This is a genomic window from Thalassococcus profundi (genome assembly GCF_003344785.1).
Classification (GTDB): Bacteria; Pseudomonadota; Alphaproteobacteria; order Rhodobacterales; family Rhodobacteraceae; genus Puniceibacterium; species Puniceibacterium profundi.
On the sequence record NZ_QPMK01000001.1, the window covers coordinates 270,633 to 294,086 of the forward strand.

At 65.7% G+C, this 23,454-nt stretch carries 18 protein-coding genes and 2 pseudogenes; 7 read left to right on the forward strand and 13 right to left on the reverse strand.

The genetic code is table 11. From position 1 onward, the window contains the following. Positions 1-69: 69 nt before the first annotated feature. The 5 genes and pseudogenes from DU478_RS01220 to DU478_RS01240 all read right to left on the reverse strand — a co-directional run. Positions 70-1,137 carry an ABC transporter permease gene (locus DU478_RS01220; RefSeq protein ID WP_114509097.1) on the reverse strand — a complete coding sequence of 356 codons (1,068 nt, stop codon included), beginning with the start codon at positions 1,135-1,137 and terminating at the stop codon, positions 70-72. Beyond that, entirely contained in the window at positions 1,134-2,702 is a 1,569-nt protein-coding gene (locus DU478_RS01225) for a sugar ABC transporter ATP-binding protein (RefSeq protein WP_114509098.1), read from the reverse strand. Before DU478_RS01225 ends, DU478_RS01220 begins: the two co-directional genes overlap by 4 nt. Continuing rightward, positions 2,699-3,346 (reverse strand): DUF2291 family protein, encoded by a 648-nt coding sequence (locus DU478_RS01230; RefSeq protein ID WP_114509099.1) that lies wholly within the window; start codon positions 3,344-3,346, stop codon positions 2,699-2,701. The genes DU478_RS01225 and DU478_RS01230 overlap by 4 nt, the downstream gene beginning before the upstream one ends. A gap of 57 nt (positions 3,347-3,403) precedes the next feature. Beyond that, the gene (locus DU478_RS01235) at positions 3,404-4,357 is read right to left on the reverse strand and encodes a D-ribose ABC transporter substrate-binding protein (protein ID WP_114509100.1); all 954 of its coding nucleotides are present in this window, start codon (positions 4,355-4,357) and stop codon (positions 3,404-3,406) included. A gap of 459 nt (positions 4,358-4,816) precedes the next feature. After that, positions 4,817-5,134: pseudogene (locus DU478_RS01240) on the reverse strand (IS3 family transposase); the annotation flags it as partial. 43 nt (positions 5,135-5,177) lie between these two features. Between DU478_RS01240 and DU478_RS22825 the strand changes: the two are divergent. Beyond that, positions 5,178-5,333: pseudogene (locus DU478_RS22825) on the forward strand (IS30 family transposase); the annotation flags it as partial. Between the two features lie 289 nt (positions 5,334-5,622). On the opposite strand, the gene gyrB reads toward DU478_RS22825, so the two are convergent. From gyrB to deoC, 6 genes are all read right to left on the reverse strand, one after another. Further along, complete coding sequence (gyrB, locus tag DU478_RS01245) at positions 5,623-8,040, reverse strand: DNA topoisomerase (ATP-hydrolyzing) subunit B (RefSeq protein ID WP_114509101.1); 2,418 nt, start codon at positions 8,038-8,040, stop codon at positions 5,623-5,625. Positions 8,041-8,144: 104 nt separating this feature from the next. Beyond that, on the reverse strand, positions 8,145-8,765 hold the full coding sequence (locus DU478_RS01250; protein ID WP_114509102.1) for a LysE family translocator: 621 nt from the start codon (positions 8,763-8,765) through the stop codon (positions 8,145-8,147). Between the two features lie 87 nt (positions 8,766-8,852). Further along, on the reverse strand, positions 8,853-9,323 hold the full coding sequence (rlmH, locus tag DU478_RS01255) for a 23S rRNA (pseudouridine(1915)-N(3))-methyltransferase RlmH (protein ID WP_114509103.1): 471 nt from the start codon (positions 9,321-9,323) through the stop codon (positions 8,853-8,855). Then, positions 9,323-9,694, reverse strand: a complete 372-nt coding sequence (gene rsfS, locus DU478_RS01260; RefSeq protein WP_114509104.1) for a ribosome silencing factor — start codon at positions 9,692-9,694, stop codon at positions 9,323-9,325. The genes rlmH and rsfS overlap by 1 nt, the downstream gene beginning before the upstream one ends. 328 nt (positions 9,695-10,022) lie before the next feature. Continuing rightward, positions 10,023-12,362, reverse strand: a complete 2,340-nt coding sequence (locus DU478_RS01265) for an aldehyde dehydrogenase family protein (protein WP_114509105.1) — start codon at positions 12,360-12,362, stop codon at positions 10,023-10,025. Positions 12,363-12,435: 73 nt separating this feature from the next. Next, on the reverse strand, positions 12,436-13,461 hold the full coding sequence (gene deoC / locus DU478_RS01270) for a deoxyribose-phosphate aldolase (RefSeq protein WP_114509106.1): 1,026 nt from the start codon (positions 13,459-13,461) through the stop codon (positions 12,436-12,438). Between the two features lie 202 nt (positions 13,462-13,663). Between deoC and DU478_RS01275 the strand changes: the two genes are divergently transcribed. From DU478_RS01275 to DU478_RS01305, 6 genes are all read left to right on the forward strand, one after another. Continuing rightward, a complete protein-coding gene (locus DU478_RS01275; RefSeq protein WP_114509318.1) occupies positions 13,664-14,626 on the forward strand; it encodes a metal ABC transporter solute-binding protein, Zn/Mn family in 963 nt (320 codons plus the stop codon). 2 nt (positions 14,627-14,628) lie between these two features. Next, positions 14,629-15,435 (forward strand): metal ABC transporter ATP-binding protein, encoded by an 807-nt coding sequence (locus DU478_RS01280; RefSeq protein ID WP_114509107.1) that lies wholly within the window; start codon positions 14,629-14,631, stop codon positions 15,433-15,435. Positions 15,436-15,438: 3 nt separating this feature from the next. Beyond that, entirely contained in the window at positions 15,439-16,644 is a 1,206-nt protein-coding gene (locus tag DU478_RS01285) for a metal ABC transporter permease (RefSeq protein ID WP_114509108.1), read from the forward strand. Next, complete coding sequence (locus DU478_RS01290; protein WP_199488271.1) at positions 16,644-17,549, forward strand: metal ABC transporter permease; 906 nt, start codon at positions 16,644-16,646, stop codon at positions 17,547-17,549. Before DU478_RS01285 ends, DU478_RS01290 begins: the two co-directional genes overlap by 1 nt. A gap of 57 nt (positions 17,550-17,606) precedes the next feature. Continuing rightward, complete coding sequence (locus tag DU478_RS01295; protein WP_114509110.1) at positions 17,607-20,522, forward strand: error-prone DNA polymerase; 2,916 nt, start codon at positions 17,607-17,609, stop codon at positions 20,520-20,522. Between the two features lie 379 nt (positions 20,523-20,901). Continuing rightward, complete coding sequence (locus tag DU478_RS01305) at positions 20,902-21,249, forward strand: antibiotic biosynthesis monooxygenase family protein (protein ID WP_114509112.1); 348 nt, start codon at positions 20,902-20,904, stop codon at positions 21,247-21,249. Between the two features lie 77 nt (positions 21,250-21,326). Here the strand turns inward: DU478_RS01305 and DU478_RS01310 are convergent, their stop codons facing one another. After that, positions 21,327-22,511 carry an amino acid aminotransferase gene (locus DU478_RS01310; protein ID WP_114509113.1) on the reverse strand — a complete coding sequence of 395 codons (1,185 nt, stop codon included), beginning with the start codon at positions 22,509-22,511 and terminating at the stop codon, positions 21,327-21,329. After that, positions 22,511-23,368 (reverse strand): 3-mercaptopyruvate sulfurtransferase, encoded by an 858-nt coding sequence (gene sseA, locus DU478_RS01315; RefSeq protein ID WP_114509114.1) that lies wholly within the window; start codon positions 23,366-23,368, stop codon positions 22,511-22,513. The genes DU478_RS01310 and sseA overlap by 1 nt, the downstream gene beginning before the upstream one ends. Positions 23,369-23,454: the final 86 nt, after the last annotated feature.

Here is a 23,454-nt window from a genome sequence, read left to right on the forward strand (position 1 = left end):
GGCCGAGACCATGATCTGCGAGCGCCGCAGTCGTCCTGGTCTCGACCCAGAATACGCATCCTCCCAGGATCACTTCCCGAGCGCGCCCTGGGCCTGAAGCGCCACGCGCGCCTGAAGCCGCTGTTGCGCCTGATCGACCACGACCGCCGCGATGATCACGAGACCTTTGATCACGGTCTGCCAGAAGGCCGAGACGCCCATCATCACCAATCCATCCGAAAGCACGCCGATCACGAAGGCGCCGATAATCGTTCCGCCGATCCGCCCACGGCCACCCGACATGGAAGTGCCGCCGAGAACTGCAGCGGCGATGGCGTTCAGCTCGAAAGTTTCGCCCGTAGCGGGGTGCGCCGCGACCAGTTGCGACGTGATGATCAGGCCGACGAGCGCAGCGCACAACCCGGAGAACATGTAGACGAAGAACTTGATACGGTCGACTTTCACGCCAGAAAGGGCCGCGCCGCGTTCGTTGCCTCCGACTGCGTAGATGTATCGGCCCAGCGGCGTGCGCCGCGCGATGTAGGCCGCGACAAGGCCGGTCCCGATCAGCATCCAGATCGAGATAGGGATACCGATGAAATCACCAGACCCGATGGCACGAAACGTATCCGTGCCCCATTCTTCGCTACCGCCAAGATTAGGGAAGGTGCGGCCGTCCGAACTCAGAAGAGCAAGACCACGCGCGACGTAGAGGGTCCCAAGGGTGGCGATGAATGGCGCCACGTTGAGTTTGGTGATCAGGAATCCGTTGATCGCTCCTGCGATGATACCGACAAGGCAGACAATCAGACAGATCTCGAATGTGTTGAACCGGATCGCCCATCCCATTCCCAGGTCGATTCCGTTCAGCACGAGGTACCCTGCGACCATCCCAGTCAGCCCGACGACAGAGCCGACAGACAGGTCAATCCCGCCTGAAATAATGACGAAGGTCATTCCAATCGCGAGGATGGCATTCAACGCGACGTGCTTCGACATGATCACCATGTTCGCCGCCGACAAGAAATTCGGCGCCATCACTGCAAAGAAGACGAACACAACGATCAACGCGATGAATGTGCGAGCTTTCAGTATCAACAGCAGCGTGCTGCCAGAAACGGCCTCGCGCTTGGGTGCGTCGGTGGCCTGACTGCTCATGCGGTTTTCTCCTCGGAATGGGTCAGATGACGCTCGGCGGAGGCCGGCGCGGAGGCACGGATCACTGCGGTCTCGTTCGCATCACCGCGGTCGAATTCGCCGGTCACGCGGCCATCGGCCATGACGAGGATGCGATCGGACAGCGACAGAACTTCTTCGAGGTCGGAGGTGACGAAAACGATGGCCAGCCCCTCCTTCGCCAGCTCTCGCATGACGCGAAAAACCTCGGCCTTGGCGCCGATGTCGATGCCGCGGCTGGGTTCATCCATCAGGAGCACTTTGGGTTCGGTCATCAGCGCCTTCGCGATCACGACCTTCTGCTGATTGCCACCCGAAAGGCTCGCGACCGGATTCTCCGGGCTCGCGATCTTGATCGTCATGCGTCTAACGAAGTCGGCCACGCGCCCACGTTCCGCCTTGAGATCCATGTGGAAGCCGCGCGTGAAGTCACGCAGCGAAGAAAGCGTCATATTCTCTCGGATCGACGCGATCTGGATAAGCCCGTCGGTCTTGCGATCCTCGGGAATGAGAGCGATGCCGCGCCTGATCCGCGCCGATATCGAGCGCCCGTCGATCCGGTTTCCATCGATCTCGATGCGGCCACGCGCATGCGAGTGGCGTCCGATAATGCACTCCAGAAGCTCGGAGCGCCCTGCCCCCATAAGGCCATAGATCCCGAGGATCTCGCCAGCGCGCACGGTAAGCGACACGTTGTCGACAGCAAACCCGCCGCCCGCGCGCAGCAAGACGACGTCTTCCAAGTGCAGGACGGGCGAACCGAGCGCGTGCGGCTCTGCCTTGGCATAGCTTTTGCTTGCGTCGCCGATCATGTTCCTCACGATCCACGACACGTCGACACCCTGCATCGATTGCGCACCGGTGATCTTCCCGTCGCGCAATACGGTAATATAGTCGCCGATGCGGATCAGTTCCTCTAACCGGTGCGAGATATAGACGATGCCCACGCCGTCGCGGCGGAGTTCGTCTATCACCCGAAAGAGGATCTCCACCTCCGCCGCCGAAAGAGCCGAGGTCGGCTCGTCGAGGATCAGAATGCGCGCGTCCTGCGCCAGGCTCTTGGCGATCTCCACGATCTGCTGCTGACCGACACGCAATTCAGAGACCATCGTGTCGGGATCGATGTCGTGTTCCAGGCGCTGCATCAGCACGCGCGTCTGTTCACGCTGTTCCGCGCGATCGATGTCGATGCCGAAGCGGCGGCACTCACGCCCCATGAAGATATTGTCGGACACCGACAGGTCTGGAAAGAGGTTGAGTTCCTGGTGCACGATGCCGATGCCGCGCTTCGTGGCGTCGTCGGTGGAATGGAAATCGACCGGCTCGTCCTTCATGAGGATCTCGCCCGAGGTCAGCCGTTCGACCCCGGCGATGACCTTCATCATTGTCGACTTGCCGGCCCCGTTCTCGCCTACAAGCACATTGACCGCACCCATGCGAAGGTCGAAATCCACAGCATCGAGCGCCACTGTGCCCGGGTAGACCTTGGTTCCGTTCCGGATCTTCAGGCCGACCGGCGCTCGTTCTGCAAGCTCGCGCTGGCTCATGGTGCGGGCTCCAGCGTGATCGGAACCGCCGTCCAGTCGTCGTCTGCAGCTTTCAGCGTCATCACCGCGGTGAATGTGTAGCTTTTTCCTATAGGGTCGTTTTCGGGCCGTGCGATATCTTGCGCCGCGCGGTCGTTCAGTGCGCGGCCAAGTTTTGCGAATTCGATCTGGTCGCGGAAATCCGAAAACGCGTAGAACGGCATCGCATCGCGGATTGCCGTGCCGCGAATCACCGGCCCAAGCATCAGTTCGACATCGCCTGCGCCGTCGCCGTCAGTGTCGAGGCTCATCGTTGCGGCGCGGCTCTCGAAATCCGCCTCGATCGCCGTGCCAGTTCCGGATATCACGAAGTTCCAGGAATTTGCTTCTCCGTCGGGACGCAGCCCGTGCGCATCTCCGGCAGCGCCGAGGCCGTCGGCCAAAATTTGCCGCAGGGTCGCGACATCTACCGCGTGTTCTTCGACAGCGGGAAGGACTTGAGCCTGCCATGACTCCTCGACAAGCGCGGCCATTCGGTCGGCGTCGGTCGCGGGTGCACTGCTGCCGCCGTCTTCAGCCGTGGGAGTGGTCGTGTCCTCGATCTTGCATGCCGCAAGCGCGCATAACGTCGCCAGCACCGCCGCGGCCGATCTGGATCCGATCATCGGTACCTCGCGTGGAAAAAGGGGAGTGGTCCCGGGGATACCCCCGGGACGGCTGCTTCACTCTTCAGCGAGCGAGAACGTCTCGAGCCGGTCGGCGTTCTCCGGAGTGATCAGCACCATGTCCATGAGCTGCTTCTCCTCCTGACCGGTCTCACCCTCGGTCAGATACTTGTGCGCTTGCTCCACAGCGATTTGAGCCTGCCTGTAGGCCGGTTGCATGACCGTAGCCTTGATTCCACCGGCGAGAATGGAGTCGCGCACGTCATTCGAGCCATCGAGCCCAACGACGATCACGTCCTCTCGGCCTGCAGCCTCGAGCGCGGCCCAAGCGCCCATCGCCATGGTGTCGTTGCCGGAGATCACACCCTTGATGTCCGGATTCGCCTGAAGAATGGTCTCCATTTTTTCGAAGGCTTCGGTTTGCGACCAGTTGGCCGACTGCTGCGCCACCATTTCCATGTCCGGATACTGGTCGATCACGTCGTGGTAGCCGGCGCTCCGGATCCCGGCGTTGGTGTCTGCCTCACGCCCCAGAAGCTCCACGTAGGGACCTTCTTCATCCATCAGACGCACAAACTCCTCGGCGCCCAGCTGTGCGCCCTGATAGTTGTTGGAGACGATCTGGCTCACGGCGATACCTGTCTCCTTGATCTCACGATCAATCAGAAACGATGGAATGCCCGCCTCTTTCGCGCGACGTACGGGTTCGACCGTTGCGTCGGCTCCTGCGTTGTCGAGTATGATCGCCTTGGCATTTCGCGCGATGGCGGTATCGAACATCTGGGACTGCTTGTTCGGGTCATCGTCGTGGACGAGCACGAGCGTTTCGTAACCCAATTCTTGTGCGCGCTTCTCGGCCCCGTCGGCTTCGGCTTTGAAGAACGGGTTGTCATGGCTTGGCGTAATGATCGCCATCAGGCCATTATCCTGCGCCATGGCCGAAAACCCGGTAGCGAAGAGTGCGATGCCGGTTGCAAAAGCACCGAATACGGTGCGGCGGGTCTGCGTCATACTATCCTCCCTTTCAAGCGAATGGCTTCTCGTGCCGTGCTTGCGCTGGAAGGCTGCGATGGAGATGGCACCTTGTCAACAGGTATGATCAGTGTGAAGTCGAATTAGGTTCGTAACCGTCAAGCAGCCGGAGCTGGACAGCCTCCAGTTAAAGAACGTTTCCGCCGTGCCGTATTTGTTTCTGCGCGCCCGCACTCACTGCAATAAATTTATATGAGTCAATTGGTTAGGAGTGTTGGAACGAGGCTAAAAATCCTTGCAAGGCGCTCTGGTGGTGGTATCCCTTGCCTTGCAAGCGGCCTTGGCATGCTGGCGATCAAAGTGGTGTACGGTAACTAACAGGCGCCTTCGAGAACCAAAGAGCATAGTGGCGCCACGGGACTTGTCGGATAACCGCGCACCGCGGTCCCCGGTGATGGACTGGACCTGTCACGCTTTGGTGCCGCTCCAGGTTTTCATTTATGCTGCCTGCGCCTCGAAGGCCAAGGGGCTTTTCCAGCCCAGGGCTGAGTGTCTGCGGCGTGGATTGTAGAAGCCGTTGATGTATTCGAAGATGGCCAGCTCTGCCGTCCGCCGCGATGGCCAGGATCGCTGCCACAGCAACTCGGCCTTGATCGTCTTGAAGAAGGTGAGGAGGGAAAAAGACGACAGTCCGGTGGACTGTCGGCCCCGACGTAAAACGGCCGCATTGTCGTAGCAATTTCCCGTCCCGCTCATCGACACCTTGAAGCCGTGCTGGCGCAGGATCTTCTGGTAATCGTGAGAGCAGTATTGGGCGGTCTCAACCGGTCGTCGCAACGCTCTGAAACAGGAGGTTGCAATGACGACGAAGAAACGGCGCTCGGATCGGGCGGGACGGAAGAAGTTATCATCACCCGGAAGACCGCCGGTTGCGACCCGCGAGGATTTGGCGGTGTTCTGGATCGCGATTGCTGCAGGGCGATCGAGCGAGGACGCCGCTGCGGAAGTGACTGTGATGGCAAAGCCAAGCTAAGGCAGATCGCGTGACATCCAGAAAGTGCGCGCGGTCCGGCCCGCCAGCGGATCATTGATGGGCAATGGGCATTGCGACGCTGGACAACGATTGAGAGGGGGACCGACGTGGTGGTCCAACGGAAGTGCGAATCGAATATCGCCCAATCCCTCCGCCATTACGGCTTCTCCGCTAAGCCTTTGAGAAAAATGAAACTTTTCTCATTTGCGGGCGCCCGTGACGCGAAAAAATATGCGCGCCACGAAAAAATGTCTGCTTCCCTACAACCGGATCAGAAGTCGAGGTTTTCGACGCTCAGCGCGTTCTGCTGGATGAATTCGCGGCGCGGCTCCACCACGTCGCCCATCAGCTTGGTGAACAGATCGTCCGCCTCGGCCATGTCGTCGACCTTGACCTGCAAGAGGGTGCGCGCGTCGGGGTCCAGCGTGGTTTCCCAAAGCTGGTCGGGGTTCATCTCGCCAAGGCCCTTGTAGCGCTGCAGGGCGTTGCCCTTTTCGCCTTCCTCGAGGATCGCCGCCAGCAGCCCCAGCGGACCGTGAATCATCTGCTTGCGGTCCTTGCGCTCCAGCACGGCGGGCTGGTCGTAGACCGCCTGCAGGCTTTCGGTGAAGCTGCCGGTCTTGCGCGCCTCGCCCGAGCGCAGCATCGGACCGTCGAGCGTGCGCACCTCTTCGACGCCGCGCAGGATACGCGCGAGCCGGATGCCGTGATCCTGGGTGATGCGGCCGCGCCAGCCACGTTCGTATTCCAGCGCGATCAGGTCGAGCCGCTGCGCGACCTTGTCGGCCACGCCCTGCAGGTCCGCATCCACCGCGCCCGGTACGAAGGCCCCGGCGATGGCCGCCTGTTCGAGGATGTGATGCGGGTAATGGGTCGGGAAGGCGTCGAGCACGCGCTTCAGTTGCCGCGCCTCGTCGACCACGCGCTTGAGATCCTGGCCGCTGATTTCCTCGCCGTTGCCCTGCCGAAGCAGCGTGTTGTCCGATCCCTGCTGGATCAGGTAATCGTCCATCGCCGCCTGGTCCTTGAGGTAGACCTCGGACTTGCCCCGGCTCACCTTGTAAAGCGGCGGCTGGGCGATGTAGAGATGGCCGTTCTCGATCAGCTCGGGCATCTGGCGATAGAAGAAGGTCAGCAGCAGCGTGCGGATATGCGCGCCGTCCACGTCGGCGTCGGTCATGATGACGATCTTGTGGTAGCGCAGCTTGGACAGGTTGAACTCGTCGCGCCCGATGCCGGTGCCCAGCGCCATGACGAGGTTGCCGATTTCCTGGCTGCCCAGCATCCGGTCGAAGCGCGCCCGCTCGACGTTGAGAATTTTTCCCTTGAGCGGCAGGATCGCCTGCGTGCCCCGGTCACGACCCGTCTGCGCCGATCCGCCGGCGCTGTCGCCCTCGACCAGGAACAGCTCGGTCTTGCTGGGATCCTTTTCCGAGCAGTCCTTGAGCTTTCCAGCCAGGAAATTCACATCCATCGGGTTCTTGCGGCGGGTGAGTTCGCGCGCCTTGCGCGCCGCCTCGCGGGCCAGCGCCGCCTCGACGATCTTGCCGACGATGACCTTGGCCTCGTTGGGGTTCTCCTCGAACCACTCGGCCAGTTTCTCGTTCATCAGGCTCTCGACCGCGGGGCGCACTTCGGAGCTCACCAGCTTGTCCTTGGTCTGGCTGGAAAATTTCGGGTCCGGCACCTTGACCGACAGCACGCAAGTCAGGCCCTCGCGGGCATCGTCACCGGTGAAGTTGACCTTCTCACGCTTGGCGATGCCGCTGGTCTGGGCATAGTTGTTGATGGTCCGGGTCAGAGCCCCGCGGAACCCGGCCATGTGGGTGCCGCCGTCGCGCTGCGGGATGTTGTTGGTAAAGGGCAGGACTGTCTCGTGGTAACTGTCGTTCCACCACATCGCCACCTCGACGCCGATGTCGTCCTTTTCGCCGACCATGTAGATCGGTTCCGACATCACGCCGGTCTTGGACCGATCGAGGTACTTGACGAATTCGCGCACGCCGCCCTCGTAGAACAGCTCCGACTTCAACGGTTCCGCAGGGCGTTCGTCTTCGAGAATGATGCGCACGCCGGAATTCAGGAAGGCCAGTTCGCGCAGGCGCTTTTCCAGCGTGTGGAAATCGTAATCGAGGTTCGAGAAGGTGTCGGTCGAGGCGAGGAACCGGACCTCGGTGCCCTTGCGGCCATTGGCATCGCCCACGATCTCGAGCGATTTGGTGGTAAAGCCGCCTTCGAACCGCGCCACGTGCTCCTTGCCGTTGCGCCAGATGCGCAGTTCCAGCCAGTCGGACAGCGCATTGACGACCGACACGCCGACCCCGTGCAGACCGCCCGAGACCTTGTAGCTGTTCTGGTCGAACTTCCCGCCCGCGTGCAACTGGGTCATGATGACCTCGGCGGCCGAGACGCCTTCGCCCTCGTGCATGTCCACGGGAATGCCGCGGCCGTTGTCGCTGACGGACACGCTGGAATCGGCGTGGATCTTCACCGTCACGGCGTCGGCGTGACCGGCCAGCGCCTCGTCGATGCCGTTGTCGACGACCTCGTAGACCATGTGATGCAGGCCCGACCCGTCGTCGGTGTCACCGATATACATTCCGGGCCGCTTGCGCACAGCCTCCAACCCCTTGAGAACCTTGATGGAATTGGCGCCGTATTCTTCGGGTGCCTGCTCGGTATCGGCCATGCGGAACGTCCTTGTTTTTAGTTGGCCGTTTATACGACCCCCGGGGGGCATTGTCACGCGATTGGCCCATATTTTGCAGGCTTTTTGCCGGGCCGAGCGGGCGGTCAGGTGAAGGGGATCACCAGCCCCACGAGGATCAGCAGGATCCCGGCGGTGACATTGGTCCGTCGCAGCGCTTTGGGCGAGGACAGGAGCCGCTTGGCCCGGTCTATGAAAAGCGCGAGACACAGGTTGCCGAACAACGGCACGATGGCCGACAGGGCGGCGATGGCCAGCATGTCGGGCCAGCGCAACTGTGTGAGATCGAAGAACCCGGGCAGCACGCCCATGTAGAACAGGATCGCCTTGGGGTTGCCGAGGATAACCGCCAGACCGGCAGCGAACCCGGCCCACATGCCGGGACGTGTGAGGCGGGAATCCTTTGCGATGCTGGCGTCCGCGTTGCGGATGATCAGCACACCCATGATGACGAAGGTGGCGCAGGCGACCCAGCGCAGAAAGGTCATGAACCCGGCGAAGACGCTGACGATCCAGGTCACGCCGAGGATCGCGAGGAAGGGCCAGAGCACGTCGCCAACCACCACCCCCAGCGCCAGCGGCCAGGCAGCGTGGAACCCGCCCGACAGCGCCCGCGCGGTCAGTGCCACCCAGACCGGTCCGGGCGTGAGAAAAAGGATCAGGAGCGCGCCCGCATAGGCCGCCATTTCCCAAAGCCCGATGGTCATGTTCCGCCCTCCGCGCAGGTGCGGCCACTCAAGACAGAGCGCGTCGGGCGACGCAAGCCCGCGTAGCGACATTCGGGAACGGACGGCTCAGACGCGGTGGTAGGGGCTGCCGGCGAGGATCGACGCGGCGCGGTAGAGCTGTTCGCTCAGCATCACCCGCGCCAGCATATGCGGCCAGACCATTTGGCCGAAGGACAGCAGGAACGCGGCATCGTCGCGGAGGCCGGGGTCGATGCCGTCCGCGCCGCCGATGACGAAGGCCAGATCCGAGGTGCCGCCGTCGCGCCACCCTGCGAGTTTCTGCGAAAAGTCGGGAGAGGACAGGACTTGCCCGCGTTCGTCGAGCGCACAGAGCACCGCGTTCTGAGGCAGCGCCTTGCGCAAAAGGACCGCCTCGGCCGCCATGCCGCCGCCCTTTCGATCCTCGACCTCGATGACCTGCGCCGGACCAAGGCCCAGACCACGCCCGGTGCGGTCGAACCGGGTCAGGTAATCGTCGATCAGCGCGCGTTCGGGACCGGCCCGCAGCCGGCCCACGACGCAGAGATGGACCCGCATTACTGCGGTTTGGCTTTGACCGCGCTGCCCGCCGGGAGCCACATCTTTTCAAGCTGGTAGAATTCGCGCACCTCGGGGCGGAAGACATGGACAATGACGTCACCGGTGTCGATGAGCACCCAGTCGCCGGTGTCCTTGCCCTCGATCTTCGAGGCCACGCCGTACTCCTGCTTGAGATCGTCGACGAGCTTTTCCGCCAGCGCCGCCACCTGGCGCGAGGAACGGCCCGAACAGATCACCATGTAGTCGCCCATGGCGGTCTTGCCGCGCAGGTCGATCTGCACGAGTTCTTCGGCCTTGTTGTCGTCGAGGGATTTGAGGATTGCCGCGAGGATCTTTTCGCTGGTCACATCCAGTTCGGTCACACCCATGACGGGCAGTCCCGTTTGCGCGGCTGCGGCCGCATTTGCCGTTGCTGACAGGACATTGTCCTCCTTCGGGTCACGCGCCGCCATCCACCCCGGCGCCGGGCGTAGATCATAAATATCATCGCCAATGTAAAATCTCAATGTCGTGGGACACCAAGGCGTGGGTTGATCGCCATTGTTGCCTTTTCCGGCGGCAGGGCTGTGCACGCGTCGACGGCTGCCATCCCGCGTCGATCGCGCACCGAATTGCCGTGGAGGCCAACGGCGCGGAGGGCAGGACGCCGTTTTCCTCGAGGAAAACGGACCGATTTTCTCGAGAAAATCGGCGCCCTCACGCGCCGTAGGGCACCCAGACCGTCTTGACCTCGGTGGCGGCGTCGAGGAATGCGCGCCCGGCGCCCTCGGCCCCGAACCAGTCGCGGGCCGTGCCGTGGTTGACCCAAGTGCGCTTGAGGTTGCCCGCCGCCCCTCGCTCGATCTCTGCCGAGAGGTCTGCCGAGGAAAAGCTCCAGACCGAGTCCACGTCCAGATGCCCGGCCAGCGTCGGCGCAAGCTCCGCATGGCGGCCAGTCAGGATGTTGACCACGCCGCCCGGCATGTCGGAGGTGTCGAGCACCTGGTAAAACTCCGTCGCCGCCAGCGGCAACGGCTCTGACGCCACCAGCACCACGCGGTTGCCCATCGCGATGGCCGGCGCCATGACCGACACCAGCCCCAGCAGCGGCGCCTCGTCGGGGCAGAGTGCGCCGATCACGCCGCAGGGTTCGCGCATCGCCAACGCCACGCCGCGCATCGGCACCGACCGCACCTGTCCGTCGAACTTGTCGGCCCAGGCGGCGTAGGTGAAGAGACGGTTCACCGCGGCCTCGACCTCTTTCGCTCCGCCGCGTTTGCCGGTCAGCCGGTCGACCAGCGCGGCGAAGTCGTCGGCGCGGGCGGCGAGGTTCTCGGCGGTGTAGTAGAGGATCTGCGCCCGCAGATGCGCGCTGCTGGACGACCATGCCACGGCACCGCGCGCCGCCTCGACGGCGTTGCGGATGTCCTTGCGGTTGGCCAGCGGCGCCTGCCCGATCAGCTTGCCGCCCTTGTCGTAGACGCGCCGGGCATAGCCACCGTCGGGCCGCGCCTGCTTGCCGCCGATATAGAGCTTGGCGGTGCGGTCCACCGGCTGCGGCTCGGCGTCGTCTCCGGCAAAGGCCGCGACCGGCTTCAGCGCCTTGGCCGTACCTTTTGCGCGTGTATAGGCCATCAGCCCTTCCCAGCCGCCCTCGCGGCCAAACCCCGACTCGCGCACACCGCCGAAGCCCGCGGCGGCATCGAACATGTTGGTGCCGTTGATCCAGACCACGCCGGCGGCCAGTTTCGGCGCGATATCCAGAGCCACGTTGATGTTCTCGGACCACAGAGTCGCCGCCAGGCCGTAGCGTGTGTTGTTGGCGATCTCCACGGCCTCGGCGGGCGTGCGGAAGGTGGTGCCGGTCAGCACCGGGCCAAAGATCTCCTCCTGCATCAGCGGCGAGGCGGGGCTGAGGCCGGTGATCAGCGTCGGCGGGTAGTAGCAGCCTTCGGGCAGCGGCGTGGCCGCGCGGTAGGTCTCGCCCTCGCTTGCGCCGTCTACCAGCGTGCGGATGCGGTCCAACTGCACCGGATCGACGATGGCGCCGACGTCGATGCACTTGTCGAGCGGATTGCCGATGCGCAGCCCGTCCATGCGGCGGCGCAGGCGGGTGTGGAATGCCTCGGCGATGCCTTCCTGCACCAGCAGCCGCGACCCGGCGCAGCAGACCTGGCCCTGGTTGAACCAGATCGCGTCGACCAGCCCTTCGACGGCGCTGTCGATATCGGTATCCTCGAAGACGATGTAAGGCGACTTGCCGCCAAGTTCGAGCGTCAGCGCCTTGCCCGATCCGGCGGCGGCCGCACGGATGCGGCGGCCCACCTCGGTCGACCCGGTGAAGGCGATCTTGTCGACCTTCGCGCCAACGATCCTTTCGCCCACGGCGCCATCGCCAGTGACGATGTTGACGACGCCCCTGGGCAGCCCCGCCTCGCGGCAGATGTCGGCAAAAAGCAGCGCGGTGAGCGAGGTCCACTCGGCGGGCTTCAGCACCACGGTGTTGCCCATGGCCAGCGCCGGCGCGATCTTCCACGCCAGCATCAGCAGGGGGAAGTTCCACGGCACGATCTGCCCGCAGACACCCAGCGCCTCGCGGTCGGGCAGTTCGCTCTCCATCAGCTGCGCCATGCCCGCGTGATAGTAGAAATGCCGTTGCGCAAGCGGAATGTCGATGTCGCGGCTTTCGCGGATCGGCTTGCCGTTATCGAGCGTTTCGAGCACCGCGAAAAGCCGCGCGTGCTTCTGCAAGAGCCGGGCCAGCGCGTAAAGATACCGCGCCCGCCCCGGCCCGCCCAAGGCAGCCCACTTGCCCTGCGCGCGGCGGGCGGCGGCGACGGCGGCCTCCACTTCGGCCTCGGTGGCCTGGGTCAGCGTTGCCAGCACCTCGCCGGTGGCCGGATTGCGGCTCTCGAACCCGTCACCGGGGGCGGTGAAGGCGCCGTCGATGAAATGCCCGAAGCGCGCGCCCTGGTCGGTGATCCAGGCCAGCGCCTCGGCGGCGCTTTCGGGGGCGGGGCCGTAGTCCATGGTCTCGAAAATCTCGCTGACTGTCATTGTCCTGCCGTCTCCTCTTGGGCGCGTTTTCCTCCCGGAAAACGGATCGGACTTCTCACGAAGTCCGCGCCCGTCAACTCATCGCATGCCGCCAGGAGGCGGAATAGGCGCCGGTCACGTGGTGTTCCAGCTGTCGTTCGATATCGCCCAGAAGGCTGGACGCGCCGAACCGGAACAGGTCGGGCCGCAGCCAGCGGTCGCCAAGTTCGTCCTTGATCAGCGCGAGATAAAGCAGCGCATCCTTGGCCTTGGAAATCCCGCCCGCGGGCTTGTAGCCGACGCGAAATCCGGTGGCGTCGTGGTATTCTCGGATCGCCCGCAGCATCACCAGCGTCACCGGCAACGTCGCGTTGACCGACTCCTTGCCGGTCGAGGTCTTGATGAAATCCGCCCCCGCCATCATGCAGACCAGCGAGGCGCGGGCGACGTTCTGCAAGGTGCCCAACTCGCCCGTGGCGAGGATCGCCTTCACATGCGCCGGCCCGCAAGCCTCGCGGAAGGCGCGCATCTCGTCGTAGAGGGCCTGCCAGTCGCCGGTCAGCACGTGGCGGCGCGAGATCACGATGTCGATCTCCGCGGCCCCGGCGGCCACCGAGTCTCCGATCTCGGCCACGCGCAGGTGGAAGGGCGACAGGCCCGCCGGGAACCCGGTGCTGACCGCGGCGACGGGGATGCCCGAGCCATGCAGCGCCGCGACGGCGGGGGCGATCATGTCGTGGTAGACGCAGACCGCGCCGGTGGTCAGATGCGGCAGGCCCAGCGCATCGAGCAGGTCGGCGCGCACCGGCTGCCGCGCCTTGGCGCAAAGCCGTGCGACGCGGCCTCGCGTGTCGTCGCCCGCGAGCGTGGTGAGGTCTATGCAGGACACCGCCCGCGCCAGCCAGGCCGCCTGGAAATCCTTCTTGACCGACCGCCGCCCGGGCAGCGTCGCGGCCCGGCGTTCGATGGCCGACCGGTTCGCCCGCGCCCGCAGCACCCAGTCCATGTCCAGAGCCGTGCCGGGATTGCGCGGCTCGACCGTCTGCGGCACCTGGTGCGTCTGGGAGAGAGGCGTCCGGGAAAGATGTGTCTGGGAAAGGCTGGCCCCATGGTCCGGCATGTCATCCTCCGTTCTGGAACCTCGTGTCTTCCAGACTGTGGCAAGCGTTCGTGTCAAGTTCAAGCGGAACGCCACGCAACCCGGCGGCACGGCGCTGACCGAATCTTGGGCAAGCGCAGACCTGCAATTGCGAATTATTCGCAAAATACTTGACGACTTGCGAATGACTCGCATATTCACCTGCATACTGATGGAGTTTTTCATGCCCCCGCAAAGACGTGCCTTTCTGGTCAGTGCCGCCGCCCTCGCCTTCTCCGCCCCTCTGCCCGTGCGGGCACAGGACGTGCCTGCCGTCGTCGCAACCACTGGTATGATCGCCGATGCGGCCCGCGCCATTGGCGGCGATGCCATCGACCTGCGGGCGCTGATGGGTCCGGGGATCGACCCGCACAGCTACCGGCAGACCCGGACGGATATCGTGGCGCTGTCGCGTGCCGACCTCGTGCTCTGGAACGGGCTCTACCTCGAAGCGCAGATGGAGGAGTTCCTGCTGCGTCTCGGCGCGCAGAAGCCCGTGGTCGCCGTGGGCGACGCGGTGCCCGACGACGCGCTCTTGCGCCACGCCGAGTACGCCGGCCGCGCCGATCCGCACATCTGGATGGTGCCGGCGCTCTGGCAACACGCCGTCACCGCCACGCGCGATGCGCTGATTGCCGTGCAGCCGGACCGCGAGACGGCCTTTCGCGACCGGACAGAGGCCTACCTCGCAGAGCTGGACGCGCTGCAAACCTACGCGGAAGACACGCTTGCCAAGGTGCCGGAACCTGCGCGGGTGCTGGTCACCGCCCACGACGCCTTCGGCTATTTCGGCCGCGCCTTCGGGTTCGAGGTCATGGGCATCCAGGGCATTTCAACCGAAAGCGAGGCCGGCTTGCAGCGCATCGGCGAACTGGTCGACCTGCTGGTCGCCCGCGACATCGGCGCGGTCTTCGTCGAAAGCTCGGTGTCGGACCGCAACGTCCGCGCGCTGGTCGAGGGCGCGCAGGCGCAGGGCCACGATGTCCGCATCGGCGGCGGGCTCTTCTCCGACGCGATGGGCGCGCCCGGCACCTACGAGGGCACATATATCGGCATGATCGACCACAACGTGACGGTGATCGCCCGCGCGCTGGGGGCCGACGTGCCGGCGACCGGCATGTCCGGCAAGCTGGCGGCGGGGCTTTGAGCATGCACGGGACACTGGAGCTTGCCACCCAAGACGGACGCACGGCGCGTGACGGTGCCGAGGCCAGCCCGCTGGCGCTGCGCGGGATGACCGTATCCTACGGCGACCAGCCGGTGGTGTTTTCCGTCGACATGACCGTGCAGGAGGGCGCCATGACCGCGATCATCGGCCCCAACGGTGCGGGCAAGTCGACACTGCTCAAGGCCGCGCTTGGCATCGTCACGCCGCTGGCGGGGCGGGCGACGGTTTACGGCCAGCCGCTGGCGCAGGCGCGGGACCGCATCGCCTACGTGCCGCAGCGTGCCAGCGTCGACTGGGATTTCCCGACCGAGGTGCTGGACGTGGTGATGATGGGGCTTTACCGCGAGCTTGGCCTCTTGCGCCGGGTGCGGCCGCGCCACGTCGCCCGCGCGATGGAGTGCCTGGCGCGCGTCGGCATGCAGGATTTCGCGGACCGCCAGATCGGGCAGCTCTCGGGCGGACAGCAGCAGCGGGTGTTCCTTGCCCGCGCGCTGGCGCAGGGCGCGGATCTCTACCTGCTGGACGAACCCTTTGCCGGGGTCGATGCCGCCACCGAAAAGGCGATCATCGACGTGCTGAAGGACCTGAAATCCGAGGGCAAGACCGTGGTCGCCGTGCATCACGACCTGTCGACCGTGCAGGCCTATTTCGACCGGGTGTTCCTGATCAACCGCCGCCGAATGGGCGAGGGCACCGTGGCCCAGGCGTTCACCGCCGCCGCGTTGCAGGCCACCTATGGAGGCCGGCTCGCAGAGGGTCAGATCGCCCAGCTTGCGCTGGATGCCTGAGCCATGCTGACCGACGCGTTGCTGCTGAACCTCGGCTACAACGCCACGCTGGTGACGTTGGGTGCCGCGGCGCTGGGGCTGGCAGCAGGAGCGACCGGTACGTTCCTGTTCCTGCGCAAGCGCGCGCTGGTGTCGGATGCGATCAGCCATGCGACCCTGCCCGGACTGGTCCTGGCTTTCATTCTCATGGTGTCGCTGGGCGGCGACGGACGCGCGCTGGCGGGGCTGATGCTGGGCGCAGCGGCATCGGCGTTGGTGGGGCTGCTGGCGGTCAGCTGGCTGACCCGCGCGACGCGTCTGGCCGAGGATGCGGCGATCGGCGCAGTTCTGTCGGTGTTCTTCGGCCTCGGCATCGTGCTGCTGACCGTGGTGCAGACCATGTCGGCGGGGCGGCAGGCGGGGCTGGAAAGTTTCCTGCTGGGCTCGACCGCGGGCATGCTCTTTGCCGATGCCATGCTCATCACGCTGGGCGGCGTTGCGGTCCTGGCCTGCGCGCTGGCGCTGCGGCGGCCGATGCTGATGGTGGCCTTCGATCCGGGCTATGCCGAAACGCAGGGCATCGCGGTGGCGCGGATCGACCTTGCGATCATGGCGCTGGTGATGGCGATCACCGTCGTCGGGCTCAAGATCGTCGGGCTGATCCTGATCGTGGCACTGCTGATCATCCCCGCCGTCACCGCGCGGTTCTGGACCGACAAGGCCGACCGCGTGGTGCTGCTGGCCGGGGCCTTCGGCGGGCTCTCGGGCTATGTCGGCGCCGCCGTGTCGGCCACCGCACCGAACCTGCCCACCGGACCGATCGTTGTGCTGGTGAGCTTTGCGCTGTTCGCGCTGTCGCTGTTCTGCGCGCCGGGACGCGGCGTGCTGGCCTCGGGCCTGCGCCACTTGGCGCTGCAACGGCGGGTTCACCTGCGGCAGGGGCTGCTCTCCATGGCCATGGGGCAGCCGGTCTATGAGCGCCTGACCTGCCAGATGTTGCGCCGGCGCGGCTGGATGCGCGCCGATGGCGTCGCGACGGAGGCTGGCCGGGCCGAGGCCGCAGCGACCCTGCGGGACGAGGCGCGCTGGCAGGCGCTGCGGGCCTCGACCGAGTTGTCGGATCTCGCGGTGCGAGACGACGGGCTGACGGCGGTGGCCGAGGTGCTGACCGCCGACCAGATCGCGCAGCTCGACGCACGGCTGCGCGGCCCGCGCGAGGTCGGCGCGTGATGGGCATGGAATTCGTCGCCCTGTCGCTGCCGCCGCTGCTGATCGGCCTCTTCGCCGCCGTGGCCTGCGCGCTTCCGGGAAATTTTCTCGTGCTGCGCAAGCAATCGCTGATCGGCGACGCGATCAGCCACGTGGTGCTGCCGGGCATCGTCGTGGCCTTCCTGCTCACCGGGAGGGTCGCGGCCTGGCCGATGATGCTGGGGGCCGCGGCGGCGGCGCTGGTCGCCGTGGTGCTGATCGAGGCGATCCGGCGACTGGGGCGGATCGAGGCAGGGGCCGCGATGGGCGTGGTCTTTACCGCCATGTTCGCGGGCGGCGTGCTGCTTCTGGAGCAATCGGACACCTCGTCGGTGCATCTCGACGTGGAGCATGCGCTCTATGGCAACCTCGAAAGCCTGATCTGGCTCGAGGCGACCGGCTGGTCCTCGCTGCTCGACCCCGCGGCGCTGGCCACCCTGCCGGCAGAGCTGACGCGGATGGCGGTGACGCTTGCGGTGATCGGTGTCCTGCTCTGGCTGTTCTACCGCCCCCTCAAGCTCACCACCTTCGACGAGGACTATGCCCGCACCCTGGGCCTGCCGGTAACCGCCCTGGGCCTCGGGCTGGTGATTTCCGCGGCAGTGGCGGCGGTGGCGGCCTTCGACGCGGTGGGGTCGATCATCGTCATCGCCATGTTCATCTGCCCGCCCGCCGCGGCGCGGATGATGACCAACCGGCTGGGCGCACAGATCGGCTGGAGCGTCGCCTTCGCCGCGCTGTCGGCGGTGCTGGGCTACGTGCTCGCGGGCTACGGCCCGCTGTGGCTGGGCGCACAGAACGCGGTGTCGGCGGCGGGGATGATCGCCACGGTGTCGGGTGTCATTCTTGCGGTGGCGGCGCTGGTCGGGCCGCACCGGCGCGGCTAGAGACCGCATCGCAAGGACTCCACACGAGAACAAAAATGGAACATACTGCGACTCGCCATGTTCGCAGAGCTGTCCATCACGTCGAATTTCACCTTCCTCACCGGGGCGTCCCACCCCGAGGAGTACATGGAGCGTGCGGCGCTGCTGGGGATCGAAGCCATCGCCATCGCCGACGACAATTCGGTGGCCGGCATCGTGCGCGCCTATACGGCGGCCAAGCAGATCGCCCGGCAGGTGGCCGAGCGAGAGGCGCTCGAGGCCGCCCACGGGATCATCGGCCCGCCCCGGCCCGAGCACATCCCGGCCCCGCCCTCGGCCCCGGTGTGCAACGTCCCGCGGCTCGTTCCCGCGGCGCGGCTGCGCTTTGCCGAAGGGCTGGAGGTGACGGCGCTGGCCGCCACGCGCGCGGGCTGGGCGCGGCTCTGCCGGTTGATCTCGAAGGGTCGGCTGCGGGCCGAGAAAGGATCCTGCGACCTGCGACTGGGCGATCTGCTCGAGCAGGGCGCCGAGGGGCTGGAGCTGCTATTGCATGGCCCGGCGGGTGCGCTGCCGGGGACGCGCGGCGCGGACGGATGGTGGCCACAGGCGCAACGGTTGACGCGCCGCCTGGGCGGGCAGATGCACCTGGTGCTGTCGCCGCGCTATGACGGGCAGGATGCGGAACGCTTTGACCGGCTGGCCGCACTTGCCGCCGGACTGGGCCTGCCCACCGTCGCCTCGGCCTGCCCGATGATGCACCACGGGCGCCGCCGCAAGCTGGCGGATGTGCTGAGCGCCGTGCGCCTGGGCTGCCGGGTCGATGCGCTGGGGCGCGCGGCGCTGGCCAACGGCGAACAGCGCCTGCGCAGCGGGGCCGAGATGCGCCGCCTGCTTGGCCCCCATGCGGAGGCCGTGGACCGCGCGGCCGATCTGGCAAAGCGCTGTACCTTCGACCTGGGCAGCCTGCGTTACGAATATCCCAGCGAGGTGACCGAGAACGAAACCCCAAGCCAACGGCTGGCGCGGCTGGCGCGTGCCGGGCTGAACTGGCGCTTTCCCCACGGCGCGTCCGAGAAGGTCCGCGCGATGCTCGAACACGAGCTCGACCTGATCGGCAAGCTGAAGTACGAGCCCTATTTCCTGACTGTCCGCGACATCGTCGCCTTTGCCCGCGACCGGGACATCCTTTGCCAGGGACGCGGGTCGGCGGCGAATTCGGTGGTCTGCTACTGCCTGGGCGTGACCAGCGTCTCCCCCGAGATCGGCACCATGGTCTTTGAACGCTTCGTGTCGGAGGCGCGGGACGAACCGCCTGACATCGACGTCGATTTCGAACACGAGCGGCGCGAAGAGGTGATCCAGCACATCTACGACACCTACGGCCGTCACCGCGCCGGGCTTTGCGCCACGGTGATCCATTATCGCGGCAAGCGCGCCATCCGCGAAGTGGGCGCCGCCATGGGCCTGAGCCGGGACACCATCGGCGCGCTGTCTTCGCAGCTTTGGGGGTTCTTCTCGACCAACGGGCTGGAAGAGGCACGGATGCGCGAGATCGGGCTCGACCCCGACGACCGGCGGCTGAAGCTGACCATGGCGCTGATCCACGAGATCATCGGCTTTCCCCGGCACCTGAGCCAGCATGTCGGCGGTTTCGTCATCACCGAGGGCCGGCTGGACGAGCTGGTGCCGATCGAGAATGCCAGCATGGAGGACCGCACCGTCATCTGCTGGGACAAGGACGACATCGACTCCCTGGGCATCCTCAAGGTCGACGTCCTCAGCCTCGGGATGCTGACCTGCATCCGCAAGGCCTTCGACCTGCTGGCGCTGCACCACGGCAAGGACCTGAGCCTGGCCACCCTGCCGCCCGAGGACCCCAAGGTCTACGATATGCTCTGTGCGGCGGATTCCATCGGGGTGTTCCAGGTCGAAAGCCGGGCGCAGATGAATTTCCTGCCGCGGATGCGGCCGCGCAACTTCTACGACCTGGTGATCGAGGTGGCGATCATCCGTCCCGGCCCGATCCAGGGCGACATGGTGCATCCCTACATCCGCCGCCGCAACGGCGAGGAAGAGGTGAGCTTTCCCTCGGACGAACTGGGGCAGGTGCTGGGCAAGACGCTGGGCGTGCCGCTGTTCCAGGAACAGGCGATGCAGATCGCCATCATCGGCGCGGGCTTTACCCCGACCGAGGCCGACCGTTTGCGCCGCGCGCTTGCCACCTTCAAGAAACACGGCAACGTCAGCGAATTCCGCAGCCGGTTCCTGCGCGGGATGCGGGCCAACGGCTATGACGCCGAATTCGCCGAACGCTGTTTCAGCCAGATCGAGGGCTTCGGCTCCTACGGTTTCCCCGAAAGCCACGCCGCCAGCTTCGCGCTGCTGGTCTATGCCTCGGCCTGGATCAAGTGCCACCATCCCGGCATCTTTGCCTGCGCGTTGCTCAATGCGCAGCCGATGGGGTTCTACGCGCCCGCGCAGATCGTCCGCGACGCGCGCCAGCACGGGGTCGAGGTGCGCCCCATCTGCATCAACGCCAGCTACTGGGACAACGTGATGGAGCCCGACGGCCGCGGCGGGCTGGCCTTGCGGTTGGGATTCCGCCAGATCAAGGGGCTGCGCGAAGAGGATGCCGCCTGGCTTTGCGCGGCACGCGGCAACGGGTATCTGACGGTGCGCGACGTCTGGCGGCGCGCGGGGCTGGCGCCGCCGGTGTTGTCGCGGCTGGCCGAGGCGGATGTCTTCGCCGACATCGGGCTTTCGCGCCGCGCCGCACTTTGGGAAGCGAAGGCGCTGACCGCGGATCGCCCGCTGCCGCTTTTCGCCGGGGATATCGACGGCGAACATATCGACGAACCGGCGGCGCTGCTGCCCCAGATGACCGAGGGCGAAGAGGTGGTCGAGGATTACGTCGCCATGCGCCTCACGCTGCGCCGCCATCCGGTCGCCCTCTTGCGGCATATCCTGACGCCCGAGGGCAGCGTCTGGCGGTGAGGGGGCATGGCCGGGCAAACAAGACACAAGCAGCCGTGGGATCAAGGACCGGGTCAGCGCGACGTGCCGCGCATCGTCGGGCCGCGGTACGGCGATCCGAAGCCACCGCTCACGTACTTTATGCCGGCCAAGAACATCTTCCGGCTCAGCCTCGTCCCCAGCTTCGCCAAATCGCCGTGCCGAGGGGCGGCCCGGCGATGCGCGGCGGCGGCCTCTGGCCGTCTTGATTCCGCGCTGATAAGATCCGCGTGCCTCCTCACCTTCGGCATGACGCTGGCACGGCGGCCACCAAGGCGGCCCTTTTTCCGTGCCGCGGCATAGCCCACCCCATTGCACCCATCCGCCGCCTGTGCAGGATGCGCGCCACAGGAGGACCGCCATGATCGCCATCATCTTCGAAGTCATCCCCGCCGAGGGCAAGAAGGACGAATACCTCGATATCGCCGCCACCATGCGGCCGATGGTCGAAGAGGTCGAAGGCTTCCTCTCGGTCGAGCGGTTCCAGAGCCTGACCAACCCGGGCAAGCTGCTGTCGATCAGCTTTTTCGAGGACGAGGACGCAGTACAGCGCTGGCGGCAACTGGCCGCGCATCGCGGCGCGCAGTCGCGCGGGCGCAAGGGCGTGTTCTCGGACTACCGGCTCAAGGTCTGCCACGTGCTGCGCGACTACGGCATGTTCGACCGCGCCGAAGCACCGAAGGACAGCCTTGCCGCCCACGACGGCTGACCCCCTCGGAGCACGACACGAAAAGACCCCCGGTCGATACCGGGGGCCTCGCTTTGGGGAATCGGGACAGACCCGGATCAGATGCCGACGTCGACGATGGCCTTGGCGAGGATCGGCACGGTATTCTTGTTCAGACCCGCGATGTTCAGCCGTGAATCCCCGACCATGTAGATGCCGTGATCGGCGCGCAGTTTTTCCACCATCTCGGGCGTGGTGCCGAGGCGCGAGAACATGCCGCGGTGCTGGGCGATGAAGCCGAAGCGGTCCGACCCCGACAGCCGCTGCAATTCCGATGCCAGCTGTTCGCGCAACGACAGCATGAGGGTCCGCATCTCCTCGAGCTCGGCCATCCAGTCGGCGCGCAGGGAGTCGTCGCTCAGGATCATAGTCACCAGCCGCGCGCCGTGATCGGGAGGAAAGCTGAAGTTCTGCCGGTTGAGGTAGTTCAGCGTGCCCTGGTTCAGTTTCCTGGCCGAGGCATCCTGCGACACCGCCATAAGCAGGCCGGTGCGTTCGCGGTAGATGCCGAAATTCTTCGAACAGCTGGCCGCGATCAGGCATTCCGGCACCGACGAGGCCACCAGCCGGGTCGCTGCCGCATCCGCATCCAGCCCGTCGCCGAAGCCCTGGTAGGCGATGTCGATCATCGGGGTGGCGCCGGTCTTTTGCAGGCTGGCGACGACCTCTTTCCACTGGCTCATGTTGAGGTTGGCGCCGGTGGGATTGTGGCAGCAGCCGTGCAGCAGCACCACGTCACCCTTTTTCGCCTTGCCGATATCCTCGAGCATGGCGTCGAAAGCGACGCCGCGGGTCTCGTCGTCGAAATAGCGGTAAGGGACCATCTCGATCCCCATGTGCTTGAGGATCGACAGGTGGTTGGGCCAGGTCGGGTCGCTGACGAAGACACGCGCCTGCGGATTGGCGGACCGGATCATGTCGAAGCCCTGGCGCACGGCACCCGTGCCGCCGGGAGTGGCCGCCGCGGCGACGGTGTCGCGGGGGACGGCATCGCCCAGCACCAGATTGACCATGGCGTCGGAAAAGCCGGGATCGCCGGCAAGGCCGGTATAGGCCTTTGTGGTCTCGGTCTCGAGCAGCTTGCCTTCGGCGGCCTTGATGGCGCGCATGATGGGGGTGTTGCCGCTGGTGTCCTTGTAGACGCCCACGCCAAGGTCGATCTTGGTGTCGCGCGGATCCTCCTTGTAGGCCTGCATCAGCATCAGGATCTTGTCGGCGGGTTGCTCTTTCAGCGTTTCGAACATCAGGTGTCTCCGGTGGCGACGGGCAGGGTCGGGGACATGCCCCATTCGGACCAGGACCCGTCGTAAAGCGAATGGTTGGTTTTGCCGAGGCGTTCCAGCGCCAGCGACAGCACGGCCGCCGTCACGCCAGAGCCGCAGGTGGTGATGGCGGGTTTAGCCAGATCGACGCCGCCGGTCTCGAAGGCGGCGCGCAGGGCGTCCATGTCCTTCATCGTGCCGTCGTCGTTCAGCAGCGAGGTATAGGGCACGTTCTTCGACCCCGGGATATGACCCGCGCGCAGGCCCGGACGGGGTTCCGGCGCTTCCCCACGGAAGCGCGCGGCGGACCGGGCGTCGATGATCTCGGTATCGCCGAGCTTGGCGGCTGCGCTGACCTGCGTCACGTCCTTCACCAGCCCGTTCTGGCGGCGCACGGTCATGTGCCGGTCACGCACGACGGGCGGCAGATCCTCGACCTCGCGCTCTTCGGCCTGCCATTTCGGGAAACCGCCGTCGAGCACGGCGATGTTGTCCTGCCCCATCAGCCGGAACAGCCACCAGACGCGGGCGGCGGAAAACAGGCCCGACCCGTCGTAGACCACGACCTGATGCCCGTCGCCGACCCCGAGCGCACGCAGGCGCGACATGAACTTTTCGACCGGCGGCGCCATATGCGGCAGGTCCGACCGGTGGTCGCTGATGTCGTCGATGTCGAAGAACCGCGCGCCGGGGATATGGGCCGCATCGTATTCGGCCCGCGCATCGCGATCCGACCCGGGCAGGTACATGCTGCCGTCGAGGATCCGCAGGTCCGGATCCTTGAGATGCCGGGCCAGCCAGTCGGTCGAAACCAGAGTCTTGGGATCGTCTTGCGCCATGCGTTCCCCCTGTCAGGTGATTGCCTCAGGCATAGGGCGCGCCGCGGCGCGTGGCAAGGGTCCGCCGCGGGTCCCCGACTTGGCCG

Excerpts from the sequence above, each read along its gene's own strand:
- DU478_RS01220 (WP_114509097.1), bottom strand. The coding sequence starts at position 1,137 with ATGAGCAGTCAGGCCACCGACGCACCCAAGCGCGAGGCCGTTTCTGGC.
- DU478_RS01225 (WP_114509098.1), bottom strand. The coding sequence starts at position 2,702 with ATGAGCCAGCGCGAGCTTGCAGAACGAGCGCCGGTCGGCCTGAAGATC.
- DU478_RS01230 (WP_114509099.1), bottom strand. The coding sequence starts at position 3,346 with ATGATCGGATCCAGATCGGCCGCGGCGGTGCTGGCGACGTTATGCGCG.
- DU478_RS01235 (WP_114509100.1), bottom strand. The coding sequence starts at position 4,357 with ATGACGCAGACCCGCCGCACCGTATTCGGTGCTTTTGCAACCGGCATC.
- gyrB (WP_114509101.1), bottom strand. The coding sequence starts at position 8,040 with ATGGCCGATACCGAGCAGGCACCCGAAGAATACGGCGCCAATTCCATC.
- DU478_RS01250 (WP_114509102.1), bottom strand. The coding sequence starts at position 8,765 with ATGACCATCGGGCTTTGGGAAATGGCGGCCTATGCGGGCGCGCTCCTG.
- rlmH (WP_114509103.1), bottom strand. The coding sequence starts at position 9,323 with ATGCGGGTCCATCTCTGCGTCGTGGGCCGGCTGCGGGCCGGTCCCGAA.
- rsfS (WP_114509104.1), bottom strand. The coding sequence starts at position 9,694 with ATGGGTGTGACCGAACTGGATGTGACCAGCGAAAAGATCCTCGCGGCA.
- DU478_RS01265 (WP_114509105.1), bottom strand. The coding sequence starts at position 12,362 with ATGACAGTCAGCGAGATTTTCGAGACCATGGACTACGGCCCCGCCCCC.
- deoC (WP_114509106.1), bottom strand. The coding sequence starts at position 13,461 with ATGCCGGACCATGGGGCCAGCCTTTCCCAGACACATCTTTCCCGGACG.
- DU478_RS01275 (WP_114509318.1), top strand. The coding sequence starts at position 13,664 with ATGCCCCCGCAAAGACGTGCCTTTCTGGTCAGTGCCGCCGCCCTCGCC.
- DU478_RS01280 (WP_114509107.1), top strand. The coding sequence starts at position 14,629 with ATGCACGGGACACTGGAGCTTGCCACCCAAGACGGACGCACGGCGCGT.
- DU478_RS01285 (WP_114509108.1), top strand. The coding sequence starts at position 15,439 with ATGCTGACCGACGCGTTGCTGCTGAACCTCGGCTACAACGCCACGCTG.
- DU478_RS01290 (WP_199488271.1), top strand. The coding sequence starts at position 16,644 with ATGGGCATGGAATTCGTCGCCCTGTCGCTGCCGCCGCTGCTGATCGGC.
- DU478_RS01295 (WP_114509110.1), top strand. The coding sequence starts at position 17,607 with ATGTTCGCAGAGCTGTCCATCACGTCGAATTTCACCTTCCTCACCGGG.
- DU478_RS01305 (WP_114509112.1), top strand. The coding sequence starts at position 20,902 with ATGATCGCCATCATCTTCGAAGTCATCCCCGCCGAGGGCAAGAAGGAC.
- DU478_RS01310 (WP_114509113.1), bottom strand. The coding sequence starts at position 22,511 with ATGTTCGAAACGCTGAAAGAGCAACCCGCCGACAAGATCCTGATGCTG.
- sseA (WP_114509114.1), bottom strand. The coding sequence starts at position 23,368 with ATGGCGCAAGACGATCCCAAGACTCTGGTTTCGACCGACTGGCTGGCC.